Genomic DNA, 18,181 nt, shown 5'->3' with positions numbered 1-18,181 from the left:
GCCCGTCCAAGCACCCGGCGCCAGCTCCGGTCGTGCGCGCCGGACACAGAGCTTGACGTAGAAGCGAACGAGGAGTCAGTGGTGTACGCAGTGGTGAAGGCCGGCGGCAGCCAGCACAAGGTGGCCGTGGGCGACACGTTCACGATCAACCGTCTGGCCGGTGCGGCGGGCGACACGGTCGCCCTCCCGGCCATCCTGCTGGTCGACGGTGACACCGTCACCAGCGACGCGGCGACCCTGGCCAAGGTGACCGTGACCGGTGAGATCGTCGAGCACGGCAAGGGCCCGAAGATCCACATCCACAAGTTCAAGAACAAGACCGGCTACCACAAGCGGCAGGGGCACCGTCAGCCCCTGACCAGCGTCGTGGTCCGCGACATCTCGAAGGGCTGACGACGACATGGCACACAAGAAGGGCGCTTCGTCCTCCCGCAACGGCCGCGACTCGAACGCTCAGCGCCTCGGCGTCAAGCGCTTCGGTGGCCAGGTCGTGAAGGCCGGCGAGATCATCGTCCGCCAGCGCGGCACCCACTTCCACCCGGGCCTGGGCGTCGGCCGTGGCAGCGACGACACGCTGTTCGCGCTCGCTGCCGGCGCCGTGACCTTCGGTACGCGGCGGGGACGCAAGACGGTCTCCATCTCCGCGGTCGAGGCCTGAGCACTCCCACGATCCGCTTCGCGAGCGCACGGGCCGAGGCCCGTGCGCTCGTGGCGTTTCAGGAGTAGCTGACACATGGCCGCGTTCGTCGACCGCGTCACCATCCACGTCGCCGCCGGTAACGGTGGGCACGGCGTGGCCTCGGTGCACCGCGAGAAGTACAAGCCCCTCGGTGGGCCCGACGGGGGCAACGGAGGGGACGGCGGCGACGTCGTCCTCGAGGTGTCGCCCAACGTGCACACCCTGCTGGACTTCCACCACCGGCCGCACCAGAAGGCCGCGAACGGGCGCCCGGGCGCCGGCAGCAACCGGCACGGCGCCCGCGGCGAGGACAAGGTGCTGCACGTGCCCGAGGGCACGGTCGTCAGCACCTCCGACGGGCGGGTCATCGCCGACCTGATGGGCGTCGGCACCCGCGTCGTGCTGGCGCACGGCGGCAAGGGTGGCCTCGGCAACGCCGCGCTGGCCAACGCCCGCCGCAAGGCGCCGGGCTTCGCCCTGCTCGGCGAGCCGGGGGAGGCGTTCGACGCGGTCATCGAGCTCAAGAGCGTCGCCGACGTCGGTCTCGTCGGCTTCCCCTCGGCCGGCAAGTCCTCGCTGATCGCGGCCATGTCCGCCGCGCGGCCCAAGATCGCCGACTACCCGTTCACCACGCTGGTGCCCAACCTCGGCGTGATCCGCTCCGGCGACACCGTCTACACGATGGCCGACGTCCCCGGCCTGATCCCGGGGGCGTCCACCGGCAAGGGCCTCGGCCTGCAGTTCCTCCGGCACGTCGAGCGCTGCGCCGTCCTGGTGCACGTGGTCGACATGGCCACGATGGAGCCCGGCCGCGACCCGGAGACCGACATCGAGGCCCTCGAGCACGAGCTGGCCATGTACTCGAGTGACGCGACCGGCGGCGACGAGCTCGACCTCGTGGGGCGGCTGCGCATCGCCGTCCTCAACAAGATCGACGTGCCCGACGGCCGCGAGCTGGTGGACCTGGTCCGCGGGGCGCTGGAGGCCCGCGGGCTGGCCGTCTTCCCGGTGAGCGCCGTGACGGGAGAGGGGCTGAGCGCATTCGGCTACGCCCTCGCGGCCGCCGTCGAGGAGCACCGCGCGTCGCTGCCCGCGCCCGAGCCGGTCCGCATCACGCTCACCCCGCGCGCCGTCGACGACAGCGGTTTCACCGTCGAGCCCGACGCCGACTACCCGGGCGGGTACGTGGTCTGCGGCGTCAAGCCCGAGCGATGGGTGCGCCAGACCGACTTCACCAACGACGAGGCCGTCGGCTTCCTCGCCGACCGGCTCAACCGGCTCGGCGTGGAGGAGGAGCTGGCGAAGGCCGGTGCGCAGGAGGGCGACGCCGTCACCATCGGCGGGGTCACCTTCGACTGGTCGCCGACGCTGCCGGCGGGCACCCTCACCGCCGAGGAGTCGGCCGGGCTGGGCGGTCGTGGGACCGACAACCGGCTCGAGGACAACCGCCGCATCGGTGCCGCCGAGCGGTTGGCCGCCAAGCGGGCCCGCCGGACGCCGTTCGAGATGTCCGAGGAGGGCTGGACCGACGAGGACCTCGAGGGCCTCGAAGGTCTGGCCGACGAGGACGAGGTCGAGGACGACCCGGTCGACGACACCGAGGACGTCCTGGCGGACGGCGAGCGGTGACCGCGCGTCCGGAGATCGCCGGCGCCGACCGGGTCGTGGTCAAGGTGGGGTCCTCCTCGCTGACGACCCTGCCCGGCGGGCTGGACGCCGACCGGCTCATCGCACTGGTCGACGTCCTCGCCGCCGTCCGGGCGTCGGGCCGGCAGGTGGTCCTGGTGTCCTCCGGCGCGATCGCCGCGGGGCTCTCCCCGCTCGGGCTCGAGGGGCGGCCGCGGGACCTGGCCACCGCGCAGGCCGCGGCCAGCGTCGGGCAGCTGCGCCTGGTGCAGACCTACGCCGACGCGTTCGACCGGCACGGGATCACCGTGGGCCAGGTGCTGCTGACCGCCGACGACCTGACCCGGCGCAACCACTACCGCAACGCCCGCCAGACCGTCGAGCGGCTGCTGGACCTGGGGGTGCTGCCGATCGTCAACGAGAACGACACGGTGGCCACCGACGAGATCCGGTTCGGGGACAACGACCGGCTCGCCGCCCTCGTCGCGCACGTCTCGCGCGCCGAGGCGCTGGTGCTGCTCTCCGACGTGGACGGCGTCTACGACGGTGATCCGCGCACCGGCCCGGCGCAGCTGGTCGACACCGTGCGGGAGCCGGCCGACCTGGCCGCTGTCACGCTCGGCTCGGCGACCCGCAACGGTGTCGGCACCGGGGGGATGGCCACCAAGGTGGAGGCGGCGTTCATCGCGGCGCACGCCGGCGTGCCCGTCGTCGTCACCTCCACGCCGCGGGCTGCCGGCGCACTGGCCGGTGACCAGGTGGGCACGATGTTCGCCCCGATGGGCAAGCGGCCCAGCGCCCGCCAGTTCTGGCTGCGCTACGCCAGCCGCCCGCGCGGTCGGCTGCTCCTCGACGCCGGTGCCGTCACCGCCGTCCGCGAGCGGCACGCCTCGCTGCTGGCTGCCGGCATCACCGGGCTCTCGGGGGAGTTCCTCGCCGACGACCCGGTCGAGCTGGTCGGTCCCGACGGCGCCGTGGTCGCCCGCGGGCTGGTCGCCTACGACGCCCGCGAGATGCCGGCGCTGCTGGGCCGCAAGACCGGCGACCTCCCCCCGGAGCACCGGCGCGAGGTCGTGCACCGCGACGAGATGGTGCTGGTCGGACGCCTGCGCTGAGGCTCGGCCGGCGGCTGAGAGACTGCCCGGGTGACGATCCGCCCCATCCGCGAAGTCGGTGACCCGGTCCTGCGCACACCCTGCGACGAGGTGCGCTCGTTCGACCGCGACCTGGCCGCGCTCGTCCGCGACCTGCTGGAGACCGTCGACCATCCCGGCCGGGCCGGGCTGGCGGCCAACCAGATCGGGGTCGGCCTGCGCGCGTTCTCGTACAACATCGACGGCGTCATCGGGCACGTGGTGAACCCGCGGATCGTGGAGCTGTCGGAGGAGACCCAGGACGGCGACGAGGGCTGCCTCTCGGTGCCCGGCATCTGGGCGCCGACCGTGCGGGCGATGCACGCCGTCGTGGAGGGCGTGGACCTGAAGGGTGAACCCGTGCGTGTCGAGGGCAGCGGCCTGATGGCCCGCTGCCTCCAGCACGAGGTCGACCACCTCGACGGCAAGCTCTTCCTCGACCGGCTGACCGGCGAGGCCCGCAAGACCGCACTGCGGGCGTTGCGCGACCGCTGAGGGCTCAGCTCCGCGCGGCGGCCGCGCAGTCGGCGCAGGTGCCGAACACCTCGAGGTCGTGCTGCACGTCGACGAAGCCGTGCTCGTCGGCGATGCGCGCCGCCCACCGCTCGACCGGAGGGTCGGCGACCTCCTCGGTCCGGCCGCAGGAGCGGCAGACCAGGTGGTGGTGGTGGCTGGGGGAGCAGCGACGGTAGGCGGCCTCGCCGTCGGGGCTGCGCAGCACGTCGACCAGACCGTCGTCCACCAGGGCCTGCAGGGCGCGGTACACCGTCGCCAGTCCGACGGTGTCGCCCCGCCCGCGCAGCAGGCCGTGCAGGTCCTGGGCGCTGCGGAACCCGCCGAGCTCCTCGAGCAGGGCGAGGACGGCGCTGCGCTGGCGGCTGGGCCGGCGGGAGGTCCCCTCGGCCGGCCCGGACGCGGTCATCGGGGGACCTCCGTGCCGTGCTCGTCGTAGTGCACCCCGCTGGTGGTCAGGTGCGGCGCGTGCAGGTGCCCGTCGTGGTCGTAGTCGACGTGGTCCCCGTGCGGCACCGGCCGGTGCCCGCAGCCCTCGCCGTGCTCGTGCGGGTGGGCGCCGTGCACGTCACCCCGGCGGTGGTGGCGACGGCGGGAGGTGGCCTCCCGCAGCGCCACGGCCGCGGCGACGACCAGGAACAGGGCGATCGCGAGCAGCACGATGGTGCCGCCGGAGGGGGTGCCCGTGTAGTACGACGTCGTCGTCCCGGCGACGCTGACGACCAGGCCGATGGCGCAGGCGAGGTAGAGGGCCTGCCGGAAGCTGCGGGCCACCAGCTGGGCGACCGCGCTCGGCACGATCATCAGCGCGCTGATCAGCAGCAGGCCGACGACGCGCATGGACAGCACCACGGTCGAGGCGACGAGCGCGGCCAGGACGACGTTCAGCGCCAGGACCGGCAGGCCCACCGCGCGGGCGTACTCCTCGTCGTCGCTCACCGCGTACAGCCGCTGGCCCAGGAGGCCCACGACGACCACCACCGTGAGCGCGATGACCGAGAAGACGGCGAGGTCGCTGCCGCTGGTCGTGGTGATCGCGCCGAACAGGTAGGCCTCGAGGTTGGTGGCCTGGCCGCGCGGGGCGAGGCTGAGCAGCACGACGCCCCCGGCGATGCCGCCGTAGAAGAGCACCGCGAGCGCGACGTCGCCGCTGGTGCGGCCGCGCGCGCGGACCAGCTCGATGAGCACCGCGCCCAGGACGGCGGCGACCAAGGCCGCGCCCACCGGAGCGGTGGAGGTCAGCACGCCGATCGCGACGCCGGTCAGGGCGATGTGCCCCAACCCGTCGCCGAGCAGGGAGAGTCGGCGCTGCACCAGGAAGATGCCGACCGCCGGCGCGACGAGCCCGACCAGCAGCGAGGCGAACAGCGCCCGCTGCATGAAGCCGTACTGGAGGACCTCCACGTCAGCGCCCCCCGCCCAGTGCCCGGGCCGACCGGGAGGTGACCGTCGGCTGGTCGAGCCGGTACCCGGGGGAGGAGGGTTCCTCGCCGGGGTCGCAGTGGTGGTGACCGTGACCGGCCGCCTCCTCGGCGCCGGCCAGCGGGCCGTCGTAGCGGACGCCCCCCTGGTCGACGACGACCGCGCGGGTGAGCACGCCGGTCAGCGGTCCGGTCTCGTGCGTGACCACCAGGAGGGTGGTCCCCGCGGCGGAGATCCGCGCGAGGACCCCGGCCAGCGCCTCCTGGCTGGCGGCGTCCACACCGGCGGTGGGCTCGTCCATGATCAGCAGCTCCGGCTGGGCGGCCAGCGCGCGGGCCACCAGCACCCGGCGCTGCTGCCCACCGGAGAGCGAGGCCACCGGTTCCTCCATGCGGTCGGCGAGGCCGACGGCGGCCACCGCCTCGCCGACGGCGACCCGGTCCGCGGCACGCAGCCGGCGGAACAGGCCCAGGCGGGCGAGCCGACCGACCGACACGACCTCGCGGACGGTGGCGGGTACGGCGCCGCTCACGGTGTGCCGCTGCGGCACGTAGCCGACCCGCCCGCGATCGCGCAGCCGCCCGACGGGCGCACCCAGCAGTTCGACCTCGCCACCGAGGACCGGCGCCAGCCCCAGCATCCCGCGGGCGAGGGTGGTCTTCCCCGAGCCGTTCGAGCCCAGGACGGCGACCGCCTCGCCGCGCTGCACGGTGAGGTCGACGGAGGTGACGATCGGGACGTCGTCGTAGCCGATGCTGGCGTCGCGCAGCCGCACGGCCGGGGTGTCGCTCACGAGCAGGACTGCCCTTCCCGGAGGGTGGCGAGGTTGGCGCGCATGACCTGCAGGTAGTCCTCGCCGGGCGACTGGTCGCCGAGACCCTCGAGGGGGTCCAGGACGGCGGTCCGGACCCCGGCCTCCTCGGCCACGGTGTCGGCGACGGCGGGGTCGACGAGGGTCTCGGTGTAGACGGTGGTGATGCCGCGGTCGCGGACCAGGGCGGTGATCCGCGCGAGATCCGCGGCGCTCGGCTCCTGGGACGGGCTCAGCCCGCTGATGCCGACCACCTCCTGACCGTAGCGGTCGGCGAGGTACCCGAAGGCCTCGTGGCTGGTGACCAGGGTGTCGACGGCGCAGTTCGCCAGCCCGGCGGTCATGTCGGCGTCGAGGGCCTCGAGGTCCTCCCGCAGGGCGGCGGCGTTCGATGCGTAGACGTCGGCGCCCTCGGGGTCCAGCTCGGTGAGGCGGTCGGCCAGGGCGTCGCCCACGGCGGCGAGGCGGGTCGGGTCGAGCCAGAAGTGCGGGTCGACGGCCTCGTCCCCGTGGTCGTGCTCCTCGTCCCCGTGCTCGTCCCCGTGTGCGGCCTCGAGGAGGTCGGCGGCCTGCCCGGCGTCCCACGCGGCGTCGCCGGCCTCGGTGGTGGCCGCGTCGTCCAGCCCCGGCTGGAAGCCGTCCAGGTACACGAGCAGATCGGCCTCGGAGACGGCGGCGACGTCGCGGGGCGTGAGCTCCAGGTCGTGCGCCTCGGCTCCGGCGGGCGTGAGCGAGGAGACCGACACCCGGTCCCCACCCACCCGCTCGGCGGCCCACTCCAGCGGGTAGAAGCCGGCGACGACGGTCAGCCCGTCACCGCTGGAACCCCCGCCTGCGTCCGTGCCGCAGCCGGCCGCGACGAGTGCCGTCGTGGTCAGCGCGGCGAGGGTGGCGGTGCGCGCCAGTCGACTGCTCATGAGAATCATTCTCGCATACGGTGCAGGTGCGTCGTCCGATCGGGTCGGGACGCCGAGGTCGCAGGCACTCCCGCGTAGGCTCGGGGCGTGACCGAGGTCGCCGAGCTCCCCCTGATCGGTGCCGCCGCGCTGCGCGCGAGAGCGGCCGCCCGGGTGCTGCGCGCCCTGCCCACCGACACCAAGGACGCGGCACTGACCGCGATGGCCGAGGCGCTGGTCGAGCGGACCGAGGAGATCCTCGCCGCGAACGCCGCCGACGTCGACGCCGCGGCCGCCGCCGGAACGCCGGCGTCGGTGCTCGACCGGCTGCGACTGGACGCCGCCCGGGTCGCCGGGGTGGCCGACGCGCTGCGCCAGCTGGTCGCGCTGCCCGACCCGGTGGGCGACGTCGTCCGCGGTTCCCGGCTGCCCAACGGGCTGGAGCTGAAGCAGGTCCGCGTGCCCCTCGGCGTCGTCGGCATCGTCTACGAGGCCCGGCCGAACGTGACCGTGGACGCCGCCGGGCTCTGCCTGAAGAGCGGCAACGCGGCACTGCTGCGCGGGTCGGCGTCGGCCTTCGCCACCAACACCGCGCTGGTCGCCGTCCTCACCGAGGCGGGGGAGAAGGCCGGCCTGCCGGGAGGCTCCGTCGAGCTGCTGCCCGCCGACCGGGCCTCGGTCGGCGAGCTGCTGAACGCCCGCGGCCTGGTCGACGTCGTGATCCCGCGCGGCGGCGCCTCGCTGATCCAGCGGGTCGTGCGCGAGTCGCGGGTGCCGGTGATCGAGACGGGGGAGGGCAACGTGCACGTCTACGTCGACGCCTCCGCGGACCCCGGGATCGCCGAGGCCGTCGTCCTCAACTCCAAGACCCACCGGGTGAGCGTCTGCAACAGCGCGGAGACGCTGCTGGTGCACCGCGACTACCCGCACCTTCCCCGGCTGCTCGCCGCCCTCTCCGGCTCCGGCGTCGACCTCCACGGGGACGACGCCTCCCGGGCCGCCCACGACGCCGTGGTGCCCGCGACCGACGAGGACTGGGCCACCGAGTACCTCTCCATGGACATGGCCGTGCGGGTGGTCGACGACCTCCCGCAGGCGCTGGAGCACATCGCCCGCTGGAGCACGGGGCACACCGAGGCGATCGTCGCCGACTCCGCCGCGGCGATCGCCGCGTTCACCGCGGGCGTGGACTCCGCCGCGGTGATGGTCAACGCCTCGACCCGGTTCACCGACGGCGGCGAGTTCGGCTTCGGAGCCGAGATCGGCATCTCCACCCAGAAGCTGCACGCCCGGGGCCCGCTCGGGCTGCCGGAACTGACCTCCACCACCTACGTCGTCACGGGCAACGGCCACACTCGCTGACCCGCACCCCACCGCCCCGAGCAGGAGCCCGATGCCCCGCCAGCAGTCCCCGAACTTCTCCTCGGTCGCCGACGTCAGCAAGCGGCTGTCCGGGGCGGGTTACCTGCCCGACGCGCAGATCGCGACGACGGTGTTCCTGGCCGACCGCCTCGGCAAGCCGCTGCTGGTCGAGGGGCCGGCCGGCACCGGCAAGACCGAGCTGGCCAAGGCGCTCGCGGCGGCCACCGGCTCGGAGCTGATCCGCCTGCAGTGCTACGAGGGTCTCGACGAGGCGCGGGCGCTGTACGAGTGGAACTACAAGAAGCAGCTGCTGCGCATCCAGGCTGCGCAGTCCGGGGCAGGTCCGGGCGACGGCGCCGACTGGGACACCGTCCACGACGACATCTTCGGCGAGGAGTTCCTGCTCTCCCGCCCGCTGCTCACCGCGATCCGGCGCACCGAGCCGACAGTCCTGCTCATCGACGAGACGGACAAGGCCGACGTGGAGGTCGAGGGGCTGCTGCTGGAGGTGCTCTCGGACTTCCAGGTGACGATCCCCGAGCTCGGCACGGTGACCGCGACCCGCCGGCCCACCGTCGTCCTCACCTCGAACGCGACCCGGGAGCTCTCCGAGGCGCTCAAGCGGCGCTGCCTGTACCTGGCTCTGGACTACCCGACGGCCGAGCGGGAGCGCGAGATCGTGCTCTCCCGCGTGCCCGACCTCGCGCCCGGTCTGGCCGACCAGCTGGTGCGCACCGTCCGGGCGCTGCGCGGGCTGGAGCTGAAGAAGTCGCCGTCGATCTCGGAGACCCTGGACTGGGCGCAGACACTGCTCGAGCTCGGCCTGGACACCCTCGACGAGTCGGCGATGAGCTCCACCCTCGGCGTGGTGCTCAAGCACGCCAGCGACCAGACCCGCGCCGCCGCCGAGCTCCGGCTGAACTGATGGGCGCGGCGGTCGGCGGGCTCGCGGGGCACCTCGACGGCTTCGTGCGGGCCGTCCGCGAGGCCGGGATCCCGGTGGGGATCAGCCAGGCGGTCGACGCCGCGGAGATCCTGACCGTCGTCGACCTGCTCGACCGGGAGCAGCTCCGGCACGGCCTGGCAGCGGTCCTCCTCCAGCGGGCCGCCCAGCGGCAGACCTACGACGTGCTGTTCGACCTCTGGTGGCCGCTGGGCGACCGCCCGGCGGCCGACGCCGCCGCCGACGGTTCGGCCGAGGGCGGGGAGTCCACCCTCGACGTGCCGGACGACGCCGCGCTCGCGGACCTGATGCGCGCCGAGCTGCTCCGGCTCCTCACCGACGGTGACCCGGAGGAGCTGCGCCGGTTCGCCCGCGAGGCGGTCGACCAGCTGGGCCAGGGGCAGCCGACGCCCTCGGGGCAGTCCTACTTCAGCTACCGCGTCATGCGGGCGCTCTCACCCGACACGCTGGTCGCCCAGCTGCTGGCGGGGTTGCTGGGGGATGCCGGGCGCGGCGGGCTCGCCGAGCAGGTGGCCCGGCAGACGGTGCGCGACCGGCTGGCCGCCTTCAAGTCCGCGGTCGAGGCCGAGGTGCGCCGCCGGACCGCGTCGGAGAAGGGGCGGGACCGGGTCGCGAAGAACGCCGTCCGCCCGCTGGCCGACCAGGTCGACTTCCTCCGGGCCCAGGCCGCGGACCTCGCCGAGCTGCGCCGCGCGGTCACCCCGCTGGCCCGCCGGCTCGCGGTGCGGTTGTCGGCCCGGCGCCGCCTGGGCCGCGAGGGCCGGCTGGACTTCCGCAAGACGGTGCGGGCCTCGCTCGGCACCGGCGGCGTCCCGGTGGTCACCCACCACCGGCCGCGTAAGGTGCACAAGCCCGAGCTGGTCGTGCTCTGCGACGTCAGCGGCTCGGTCGCGGGGTTCAGCCACTTCACGCTGATGCTCACCCAGGCGCTGCGCGAGCACTTCAGCGGCGTGCGGGCGTTCGCCTTCGTCGACTCCACCGACGAGGTCACCCGCTTCTTCCGGCCGGGTGCCGACGTCGCGGACGCGATCGCGCGGATCGGTCGTGAGGCCCAGGTCGTGGCCTACGACGGGCACAGCGACTACGGGACCGCCTTCGATGTGTTCGCCGACCGCTGGGCCTCGGCGGTCGGCCCGAAGACGTCGCTGCTGGTGCTCGGCGACGGGCGGACCAACTACCGCCAGGCCGGCGTCCCCGTGCTCGCCGAGCTGGTGCGACGGGCGCGCTCGGCGCACTGGCTGAACCCGGAGCCGCGTCGGCTGTGGGGGAGCGGCGACTCCGCGGCCGACCGGTACGGCGAGGTCATCGACATGGTCGAGTGCCGCAACGCGGCCCAGCTGACCGAGTTCGTCACGACCCTCTGAGCAGGCCGCCCGGGGCGACACGTCGACGTGTCGCCGCCGCGCCAGGTCGACACCTCGACCTGCGTGGCGTGGGCCACAGCGTCGTCCCGGGACGTATCCGTAACCGGAAGGCACGGTCTCGCGTTGTCAACGCGGTGTCGACATGTCGGCACCGGTCGACCGCAACGACGCGGCAGACCGCGACCGGCTGCACGGGGGAGCCGGTCGCAGCAGACCCGTCCGCTCCGGTCCGAGGGCCGGGGCGGACGGGTCCGCGGGGCCGGGGCCGGTCCTCACGGGGCCGGCCCCGGAGCCCCCGGATACGCTCGTTCGGTGGCAGGGCGACGAGTCGGTGTGATGGGCGGGACGTTCGATCCGGTCCACCACGGCCACCTGGTGGCCGCCAGCGAGGTGGCGGGGCTGTTCGGGCTCGACGAGGTGGTGTTCGTCCCGACCGGCGAGCCGTGGCAGAAGAGCGACCAGTCGGTCAGCCCCGCCGAGGACCGCTACCTGATGACGGTCATCGCGACCGCGTCGAACCCGCGGTTCTCCGTCAGCCGGGTGGACATCGACCGCGGCGGTCCGACCTACACGTTCGACACGCTCACCGACCTGCACGCCCAGCGGCCGGACGACGAGCTCTTCTTCATCACCGGCGCCGACGCGCTGGCCCAGATCATGACCTGGCGCGACGGCGCCCGGTGCTTCGAGCTGGCGCACTTCATCGGGGTGACCCGGCCCGGCTACGCCCTCGGCGACGCGCACCTCCCCGAGGGCGGGGTGAGCCTGGTCGAGATCCCGGCCCTGGCCATCAGCTCCAGCGACTGCCGCGCGCGGGTCGACCGCGGGATGCCGGTCTGGTACCTGGTGCCCGACGGTGTCGTCCAGTACATCGAGAAGCGCGGCCTCTACCGCACGCCTGCCCGGCGCCCCGCCGGGGACCGCACTCCGTCCGACCGTCCCCCGTCCGGGTCGACCGGGAACACCTCCACCGGCGCCGGCGCTGACCCATCAGCTTCTTCTCACCTCCAGGAGGTACCCCGATGACCGCCTCGGCCGAGGCCCGGGAGACCGCGCTCGTCGCCGCCCAGGCGGCTGCGGACAAGCTGGCCACCGACGTGTCTATCGTCGACGTCAGCGAGCGGCTCGCCATCACCGACGCGTTCGTGCTCGCGTCGGCCCCCAACGAGCGCCAGGTGCAGGCGATCGTCGACGAGGTCGAGGAGCGGCTCCGCGAGCACGGCGTCAAGCCGGTGCGGCGCGAGGGCGTCGCCGAGGCCCGCTGGGTGCTGCTGGACTTCGTCGACGTCGTGGTGCACGTGCAGCACGCCGAGGAGCGGGCCTACTACGCGCTCGAGCGGCTCTGGAAGGACTGCCCCTCCATCCCGTTCGTCGACGCAGCCCAGCCGGCCGGGACGGTCGCCTCGCCGGCCGCGGAGACGACCGGCTCGTGACTCCGGCGGGCCCGCTCGACCTGCCGGTGCCCCGTCTGGTCGTCTGGCGGCACGGGCGGACCGGCTGGAACGCCGCGGGCCGCTTCCAGGGCCAGCTGGACCCTCCGCTGGACGAGGTCGGCCGGGCGCAGGCAGCGCACGCAGCCCCGCACGTGCTCGCCGCACTCGGTGGGCGGGAGACGGTCGTGGTCTCCAGCGACCTGGTGCGCGCCGTCGACACCGCGCGGGAGCTGACCGCGCTCACGGGCACCGAGCTCCGGCTCGACGAGCGACTGCGCGAGCACGGCATGGGCTCGTGGGAGGGGTTGACCCGCGAGGAGATCGCCCAGCGGTTCCCCGAGCAGATGGCCGACTGGCTCGCCGGCCGACCGGTCCGCGGTCGCGGGGGCGAGGAGACCGCCGCCGTCGCCGAGCGGGTGCTGTCGGCGCTGCAGGAGCTGCCCCCGGTGGAGGTCGCCGTGGTGGTGACCCACGGCGGGACCAGCGGGCGGCTGATCGAGCGGCTGCTCGACCTGCACCCGGAGCAGCGCCGCCTCTTCGGTCCGCTGGGCAACTGCGCGTGGAGCGAGCTGGCCCGCCAGAGCGGTCACTGGCGGCTGCTGCGGCACAACCACTCCGCCGGTCCGCTGCCCGAAGGCGACCTCGGGCCTCGGCCGGCGCAGGACGCCGACGCGGTCGGCTGACCCGCACGCTCCACCGTTCGAGGGGCACCTGGACCCGACACCCGCCGCTGCCGGTTAGCCTCGCCGGGTGCCCGTCGCCGTCCTGACCGATTCGGCGGCCTACCTGCCCCGCGACCTCGTCGAGGCCTACGGCATCCACGTCGTGCCCCTGTACGTGCTGCTCGCCGGACGCTCGGGGCGCGAGGGCGAGGACATCACCTCCGACGACGTCGCCAGGGCGCTGGCCACCCGCGGCCAGCGGGTCTCGACGTCGCGGCCCACCCCGGGGGACTTCGTCGCGGCCTACCGCGCGGCGCTGGACGCCGGTGCCGACCGGCTGGTGTCCATCCACCTGTCCTCGGAGCTCTCGGGCACCTGGGACGCGGCCCGGGTCGCCGCCTCGCAGGTGGGGGAGCACATCGTCTCCGTCGTCGACTCCCGGTCCACCGCCATGGCGACCGGCTTCGCCGTGCTCGAGGCGGCCCGGGCCGCGGCCGACGGCGCGGACCGCGACACCGTCGACCGGATCGCGCGCGAGACCGTCGAGGCCACCCGCACGTTCTTCGTCGTCGACACCCTGGAGCACCTGCGCCGCGGTGGGCGGATCGGCTCCGCGGCGGCCATCCTGGGCTCTGCGCTGGCGGTGAAGCCGGTGCTGCACGTCGTCGACGGCCGGGTGGTGCCGCTGGAGAAGGTGCGCACCTCCGCGCGGGCGCTCGGCCGGCTGGTGCAGCACGTGGCCGACTACGCCGGTGACCGCGACGTCTCGCTGGCCGTCCACCACCTCGCCGCACCCGAGCGGGCCGAGCGGCTGGTGTCGGAGTTGCGGGGGCGGGTGCCGGCGGTTCGCGAGCTGCACGTCAGCGAGCTCGGTGCCGCGATCGGCGCGCACGTCGGCCCGGGCGCGGTCGGTGTGGTCGTCGCGCGCCCGGGTGCGCGCCCGGCGGACTGAGGCGGACGCGGGGCATCGGGTCGGCCTCCTCCGCGTCCGCGGCGCGGCACCGTTCCCCGTCCACAACCGGGAGGCACGTCCACAGATCCGGCGGAGCCGTGCGGGTGGTGCCCGGACCTTCCTAGCGTCGGCCGGGTGCGCCTCCCTCTCCGTCGCGACGACGACGCGGACCTGATCCGGTCCCGGCTGCGGGCGTTGCTGGCGCAGCACGGCGAGGTCCCCGGCGGGTGGGTGCCCGAGGACGACGACCCCGAGCCGTACGGAGAGCCGGTGGACGTCCCGGACGGGATGCCGGAGGGGATCGGACGGCACCGCGCGCCGGGAACGGCGGTCCGCTGGGACGCCGGTCGCGGAGGTTCCCGGGCGCTGTGGGGCGCCGCGGTGGCTGCCGTGGCCCTCGTGCTCGGCTGGACCTGGCTGGACCGGCCCGCGGTGGAGCCGGTCGGTGGCGCCCCCGCGGGAGCCTCCGCGCCCCCGTCCACGCCGGTGGGGGAGATGGCCGAGACCTCGGACACCGTCGTGGTGTCGGTGGTCGGCCAGGTCGCCCGGCCGGGGCTGGTCACCCTGCCCTCCGGCGCCCGGATCGCCGACGCGCTGGACGCGGCCGGTGGGCTCCTGCCCGGAGCTGATCCGGCGTCGGTGAACCTCGCCGCACCGGTCTCCGACGGAGAGCAGATCGCCGTCGCACTGCCGGCCGCACCACCCGCACCAGGCGCGGTCGCCCCGGCGGCAGGAGGGCGCGTGGACCTCAACGCCGCGGGGGTCGCGGAGCTCGACGCGCTACCGGGCATCGGGCCGGTGCTGGCCCAGCGGATCGTCGAGTACCGCACGCGCAACGGCCCGTTCGGCAGCGTCGACGAGCTGGACGACGTACCGGGCATCGGGCCGGCGATCGCCGCCGAGCTGGCCGAGCTGGTGGCAGTGTGAGACCGGTCGAGGAGGACGAGCGGCCCGACCGGCGGTGGAGCTGGCTGGACCTGCGGCTGTGGCCGGCCGCCACCGCGGTGTGGGGGGTGTCCCTCCTCGCCCCTCGGCTGTCGGCCGGCGCGCTCGCCGCCGTCGCTTGCGGAGCCGCGCTGCTGGGGGCGGCGATGCTGCGCGCGCACCGGCCGGGTGCGCGCATCGCCTCCACGGCCCTGGCCGCCCTGGTGGTCGCGGCCGGAGCGGGGGCGGTCCGGGCGGCGGAGCGGGAGAGCTCGCCGCTGACCGACATCGCCGCGGACCACGGAGCGGCGGACGTGCTGCTGACCGTCGGCGGGCCGCCGCACCCGGTCCGGGGCGCGGGGGAGCCGCGGGTGGTCCTCGACGGGATGGCGGCCCTCGCCGGGGCGGCGGCCGGCCCGGTGCTCGTGTTCGCACCCGCCGAGGGCTGGGCCGACCTGGTGCCGGGGCAGGAGCTGCGCATCCGGGCCACGGCGGCGCCTCCACGGCCGGGCGACGACGTGGTGGCCGTGCTGTCGGTCCGCGGCCCTCCGGGCGACGTCGGCGCGGCGCCCGTGACCCAGCGGGTGGCGGCGACGATCAGGAGCTCGCTGGCGGCGGGCTCGGCGCGCACGCTCGACGACCGGCCGGGCGGACTGCTGCCGGGACTCGTGGTGGGTGACACCAGCGCCATGGACCCGGTGCTCGACGAGGAGTTCCGGCGCGCCGGTCTGTCGCACCTGACGGCGGTGTCCGGCGCGAACGTGGCCGTCGTCGTGGCCGGGGCGCTCTGGCCGCTGCGGCGGCGGGCGGTCGACCGGCGGATCCAGGCGGCGACCGGGGCCGCGGCGGTGATCGGCTTCGTGGTGCTCGCGGGACCGAGCGCCAGCGTGCTGCGCGCCGCGGCCATGGGGGCGGTGACGCTGCTCGCCCTGGCCTCGGGGCGGTCACGCGCCGCGTTGCCGGCGCTCGCCGCGGCGGCGACGCTCCTGCTGCTCGCCGACCCGTCGCTCTCCCGGGACCCCGGCTTCGCGCTGTCGGTCGTCGCCACGGCTGCCATCGTGCTGCTCGCCCCGCGGTGGTCACGGCTCCTGCGGCGCCGGGGGTGGCCCTCCTTGCCCGCGGACGCGGTCGCCGTGAGCGCTGCGGCAGGGCTCGCCACGGCGCCGCTGGTGGCGGGGCTGTCCGGAACGGTGAGCCTGGTGACGCTGCCGGCGAACCTCCTCGTGGCGCCGGCGGTCGCCCCGGCCACGGTGCTGGGACTCCTGGCGGCCGTGGCCGGGGTGGTCCTGCCACCGGTGGGGGACGCGTTGGTGTGGCTGGCCGGCTGGCCGGTGCGCTGGATCGTCCTGGTCGCGGAGCGCTCCTCGGAGCTGCCGGACGCGGTGGCGGGCTGGCCCGGTGGCCTTCCGGGTGCGATGGGGCTCGCCGTGCTGCTGGGTGCGGGCGCCTGGGTGCTCGTACGGTTCGCCGCCTCGCGACCCCCGGCGTTGGCCGCGCTCGCCGGGCTCGTCCTCGTCGGCTGGCCGCTCCGCCAGCCGCTGGACGGCTGGCCTCCGGACCGGCCGGTCGTCATCGCGTGCGACGTCGGTCAGGGCGACGCGCTGGTGCTGCCGGTCGGCGGCGGCGCCGGGGTCCTCGTCGACGCCGGACCGGAGGTGGGCCCGGTCGACGCGTGCCTGGACCGGCTGGACATCGACGAGCTGCCGCTGGTCCTGCTCTCCCACCTCGACGCCGACCACGTGGGCGGGCTCGCAGGCGCGCTCTCCGGCCGCGACGTGGGGGTGGTGGCCACCGGAGCGCTCTCCCCGGCCGACGAGCGGGCCGGCCCGCTGGCAGAGCTGGTGCGGTCGGCCGGCGGGACCAGGGAGGTCCTGACGCCGGGTGACCTGCGGACCGCCGGGGACGCGGTGCTGGAGGTCCTCGCGCCGTCGCCCCGGTGGGCGACCGCGGCCGCCGAGCCGAACGACCTGTCGCTGGTCGTCCGGGTGACGGTGCGGGGTGTGCGGGTGCTCCTGACCGGTGACCTGGGAGCCGAGGCCGAGGCCCGCCTCGTGCGGGACGGCACCGATCTGCGCGCCGACGTGCTCAAGGTGCCCCACCACGGCAGCGCCGACGTCGACCCGGGCTTCCTCGCCGCCACGGGAGCGCGTGTCGCCCTGGTGTCCGTGGGGGCCGACAACACCTACGGGCACCCCGCTCCCCGGCTGCTGGACCTCCTCACCGGACTGGGGGTGCAGGTGCACCGCACCGACCGGGAGGGCGATCTCGCGGTGGTGGGGGAGGCGGGCGACTGGGGCGTCGCGGCCCACGGGCTGCCGTTCGGGACCGCCGCGCACGCACTCGACCCCGCCGTCCCCACCGGAGCCGGCGGCTGGGCGCCGGGCGGCCGGGACGGTCGGCACCCCGTGACACCATGCAGGGGTGCCAGCCTCACCGGTCGAGCCCACCTCCCGGCTGCGCGTCGTCATCGGCGAGGAGGAGCTGCTGCGGTCCCGCGCGGTGAGCGCCGTCCGTTCCGCGGTCCTCGGCCGCCACCCCGACGTCGAGGTGCACGAGCTGGCCGCGCTGGGTCTGCCGGTCGGCCAGCTGGCCGACGTGCTGGCGCCCTCGCTGTTCGGCGGGCACCGGCTGGTCGTCGTCACCGGTGTCCACGAGGCGGCGAGCGCGCTGGCCGACTCGCTGACCTCCTACGCCAAGGAGCCCGACCCCGACCTGACGCTGGTGATCGTGCACGGCGGCGGCAAGCGGAACGAGGCACTGGTCAAGGCGTTCAAGGCCGCCGGGGCGGCGGTCGACGAGTGCCCCAAGGTCAGCTCGGTCGGCGACCGGATCGCCTTCGTGCGCAACGAGGTCCGCACCTTCGGCGGCCGGATCACCCCCGATGCCGTGACCGCGCTCGTCGATGCCATCGGCGCCGACCTGCGGGGGCTGTCGGCCGCGGCCAGCCAGCTGGTGAGCGACTTCGGCGGGAGCATCGACGCCGACGACGTCGCGCGCTTCCACCGCGGACAGGCCGAGGTCACCGGCTTCACCGTCGCCGAGCGGGTGCTCACCGGCGATCGGGCCGGCTCGATCGAGATGCTCCGCTGGGCGCTGGAGCGGGGCGTGGCACACGTGCTCATCGCCGACGCGATCGCCGACGGAGTGCGCACCGCTGCCCGGGTCGCCTCGCTGAGCTCCAGCAATCCCGGTGACCTCGCCCGCACGCTGAAGATGCCGCCGTGGAAGGTCAAGAAGGCCCAGGCGCAGGCGCGCGGCTGGAGCATCGAGGGGCTGCAGCTGGCCCTCGGCGTCGCCGCCGACCTCAACGCCGATGTGAAGGGCGCCGCGGCGAGTGCGGACTACGCGCTCGAGCGGGCGATCCGGCGCATCGTCACCATCCGCACCGAGACCGGTCGAGGGCGGGTGCGCGCCGGCCGCTGAGCCGCGGCACCGAGGTC

18 protein-coding genes and 1 pseudogene are annotated in these 18,181 nt (G+C 75.1%); 15 read left to right on the top strand and 4 right to left on the bottom strand.

Annotation, left to right across the window (positions count from 1 at the left end; all coding sequences use genetic code 11):
- Positions 1-81: 81 nt before the first annotated feature.
- The 5 genes from rplU (at position 82) to def (ending at position 3,933) form a co-directional block, all read left to right on the top strand.
- Positions 82-393 (top strand): 50S ribosomal protein L21, encoded by a 312-nt coding sequence (rplU, locus tag DQ237_RS14905; RefSeq protein WP_113800929.1) that lies wholly within the window; start codon positions 82-84, stop codon positions 391-393.
- 7 nt (positions 394-400) lie between these two features.
- On the top strand, positions 401-658 hold the full coding sequence (gene rpmA / locus DQ237_RS14900) for a 50S ribosomal protein L27 (RefSeq protein WP_113800928.1): 258 nt from the start codon (positions 401-403) through the stop codon (positions 656-658).
- 75 nt (positions 659-733) lie between these two features.
- Complete coding sequence (gene obgE, locus DQ237_RS14895; RefSeq protein ID WP_113800927.1) at positions 734-2,308, top strand: GTPase ObgE; 1,575 nt, start codon at positions 734-736, stop codon at positions 2,306-2,308.
- Entirely contained in the window at positions 2,305-3,420 is a 1,116-nt protein-coding gene (gene proB / locus DQ237_RS14890; RefSeq protein ID WP_113800926.1) for a glutamate 5-kinase, read from the top strand. The genes obgE and proB overlap by 4 nt, the downstream gene beginning before the upstream one ends.
- A 30-nt stretch (positions 3,421-3,450) precedes the next feature.
- Positions 3,451-3,933, top strand: a complete 483-nt coding sequence (def, locus tag DQ237_RS14885) for a peptide deformylase (RefSeq protein WP_113800925.1) — start codon at positions 3,451-3,453, stop codon at positions 3,931-3,933.
- Positions 3,934-3,937: 4 nt separating this feature from the next.
- On the opposite strand, the gene DQ237_RS14880 is transcribed toward def, so the two are convergent.
- From DQ237_RS14880 to DQ237_RS14865, 4 genes are read right to left on the bottom strand one after another with little or no spacing between them, the layout of a single operon-like run.
- The gene (locus DQ237_RS14880; protein ID WP_113800924.1) at positions 3,938-4,360 is read right to left on the bottom strand and encodes a Fur family transcriptional regulator; all 423 of its coding nucleotides are present in this window, start codon (positions 4,358-4,360) and stop codon (positions 3,938-3,940) included.
- Complete coding sequence (locus DQ237_RS14875) at positions 4,357-5,355, bottom strand: metal ABC transporter permease (RefSeq protein WP_113800923.1); 999 nt, start codon at positions 5,353-5,355, stop codon at positions 4,357-4,359. The genes DQ237_RS14880 and DQ237_RS14875 overlap by 4 nt, the downstream gene beginning before the upstream one ends.
- Position 5,356: 1 nt before the next feature.
- A complete protein-coding gene (locus DQ237_RS14870) occupies positions 5,357-6,166 on the bottom strand; it encodes a metal ABC transporter ATP-binding protein (RefSeq protein ID WP_240619656.1) in 810 nt (269 codons plus the stop codon).
- Complete coding sequence (locus tag DQ237_RS14865) at positions 6,163-7,101, bottom strand: metal ABC transporter substrate-binding protein (protein ID WP_113800922.1); 939 nt, start codon at positions 7,099-7,101, stop codon at positions 6,163-6,165. The genes DQ237_RS14870 and DQ237_RS14865 overlap by 4 nt, the downstream gene beginning before the upstream one ends.
- A gap of 87 nt (positions 7,102-7,188) precedes the next feature.
- Here DQ237_RS14865 and DQ237_RS14860 point away from each other — a divergent pair, with 87 nt between their 5' ends.
- The 10 genes and pseudogenes from DQ237_RS14860 to holA all read left to right on the top strand — a co-directional run bounded on the left by DQ237_RS14860 (position 7,189) and on the right by holA (position 18,164).
- On the top strand, positions 7,189-8,442 hold the full coding sequence (locus tag DQ237_RS14860) for a glutamate-5-semialdehyde dehydrogenase (protein WP_205730233.1): 1,254 nt from the start codon (positions 7,189-7,191) through the stop codon (positions 8,440-8,442).
- Between the two features lie 31 nt (positions 8,443-8,473).
- Entirely contained in the window at positions 8,474-9,367 is an 894-nt protein-coding gene (locus tag DQ237_RS14855; RefSeq protein WP_113800921.1) for a MoxR family ATPase, read from the top strand.
- On the top strand, positions 9,367-10,770 hold the full coding sequence (locus tag DQ237_RS14850) for a VWA domain-containing protein (RefSeq protein WP_113800920.1): 1,404 nt from the start codon (positions 9,367-9,369) through the stop codon (positions 10,768-10,770). The genes DQ237_RS14855 and DQ237_RS14850 overlap by 1 nt, the downstream gene beginning before the upstream one ends.
- A gap of 312 nt (positions 10,771-11,082) precedes the next feature.
- Positions 11,083-11,796: a nicotinate-nucleotide adenylyltransferase gene (gene nadD, locus DQ237_RS14845; protein ID WP_240619655.1), complete on the top strand. Its 714-nt coding sequence runs from the start codon at positions 11,083-11,085 to the stop codon at positions 11,794-11,796.
- A complete protein-coding gene (gene rsfS, locus DQ237_RS14840; protein ID WP_113800918.1) occupies positions 11,793-12,203 on the top strand; it encodes a ribosome silencing factor in 411 nt (136 codons plus the stop codon). The genes nadD and rsfS overlap by 4 nt, the downstream gene beginning before the upstream one ends.
- Positions 12,200-12,886: a histidine phosphatase family protein gene (locus tag DQ237_RS14835; RefSeq protein WP_113800917.1), complete on the top strand. Its 687-nt coding sequence runs from the start codon at positions 12,200-12,202 to the stop codon at positions 12,884-12,886. Before rsfS ends, DQ237_RS14835 begins: the two co-directional genes overlap by 4 nt.
- Before the next feature lie 67 nt (positions 12,887-12,953).
- Positions 12,954-13,817 carry a DegV family protein gene (locus tag DQ237_RS14830; protein WP_113800916.1) on the top strand — a complete coding sequence of 288 codons (864 nt, stop codon included), beginning with the start codon at positions 12,954-12,956 and terminating at the stop codon, positions 13,815-13,817.
- 135 nt (positions 13,818-13,952) lie between these two features.
- The gene (locus DQ237_RS14825) at positions 13,953-14,744 is read left to right on the top strand and encodes a ComEA family DNA-binding protein (RefSeq protein ID WP_113800915.1); all 792 of its coding nucleotides are present in this window, start codon (positions 13,953-13,955) and stop codon (positions 14,742-14,744) included.
- A gap of 164 nt (positions 14,745-14,908) precedes the next feature.
- A pseudogene (locus tag DQ237_RS20275) lies at positions 14,909-16,843 on the top strand (ComEC/Rec2 family competence protein); the annotation flags it as partial.
- Positions 16,844-17,162: 319 nt separating this feature from the next.
- Positions 17,163-18,164 carry a DNA polymerase III subunit delta gene (gene holA, locus DQ237_RS20270; protein WP_240619654.1) on the top strand — a complete coding sequence of 334 codons (1,002 nt, stop codon included), beginning with the start codon at positions 17,163-17,165 and terminating at the stop codon, positions 18,162-18,164.
- The last annotated feature ends 17 nt before the right edge of the window (positions 18,165-18,181 follow it).

The organism is Blastococcus sp. TF02-8 (assembly GCF_003319175.1).
Lineage (GTDB): Bacteria > Actinomycetota > Actinomycetes > Mycobacteriales > Geodermatophilaceae > Blastococcus.
Note: the sequence above shows the minus strand (reverse complement) of the source record. Positions and strands in the feature narration are given on the sequence as shown.

What these genes read in the sequence shown, in the direction of transcription:
- DQ237_RS14865 (WP_113800922.1), bottom strand. Translation starts at nt 7,101, where the DNA reads ATGAGCAGTCGACTGGCGCGCACCGCCACCCTCGCCGCGCTGACCACG.
- obgE (WP_113800927.1), top strand. Translation starts at nt 734, where the DNA reads ATGGCCGCGTTCGTCGACCGCGTCACCATCCACGTCGCCGCCGGTAAC.
- rsfS (WP_113800918.1), top strand. Translation starts at nt 11,793, where the DNA reads ATGACCGCCTCGGCCGAGGCCCGGGAGACCGCGCTCGTCGCCGCCCAG.
- DQ237_RS14850 (WP_113800920.1), top strand. Translation starts at nt 9,367, where the DNA reads ATGGGCGCGGCGGTCGGCGGGCTCGCGGGGCACCTCGACGGCTTCGTG.
- rpmA (WP_113800928.1), top strand. Translation starts at nt 401, where the DNA reads ATGGCACACAAGAAGGGCGCTTCGTCCTCCCGCAACGGCCGCGACTCG.
- DQ237_RS14855 (WP_113800921.1), top strand. Translation starts at nt 8,474, where the DNA reads ATGCCCCGCCAGCAGTCCCCGAACTTCTCCTCGGTCGCCGACGTCAGC.
- DQ237_RS14880 (WP_113800924.1), bottom strand. Translation starts at nt 4,360, where the DNA reads ATGACCGCGTCCGGGCCGGCCGAGGGGACCTCCCGCCGGCCCAGCCGC.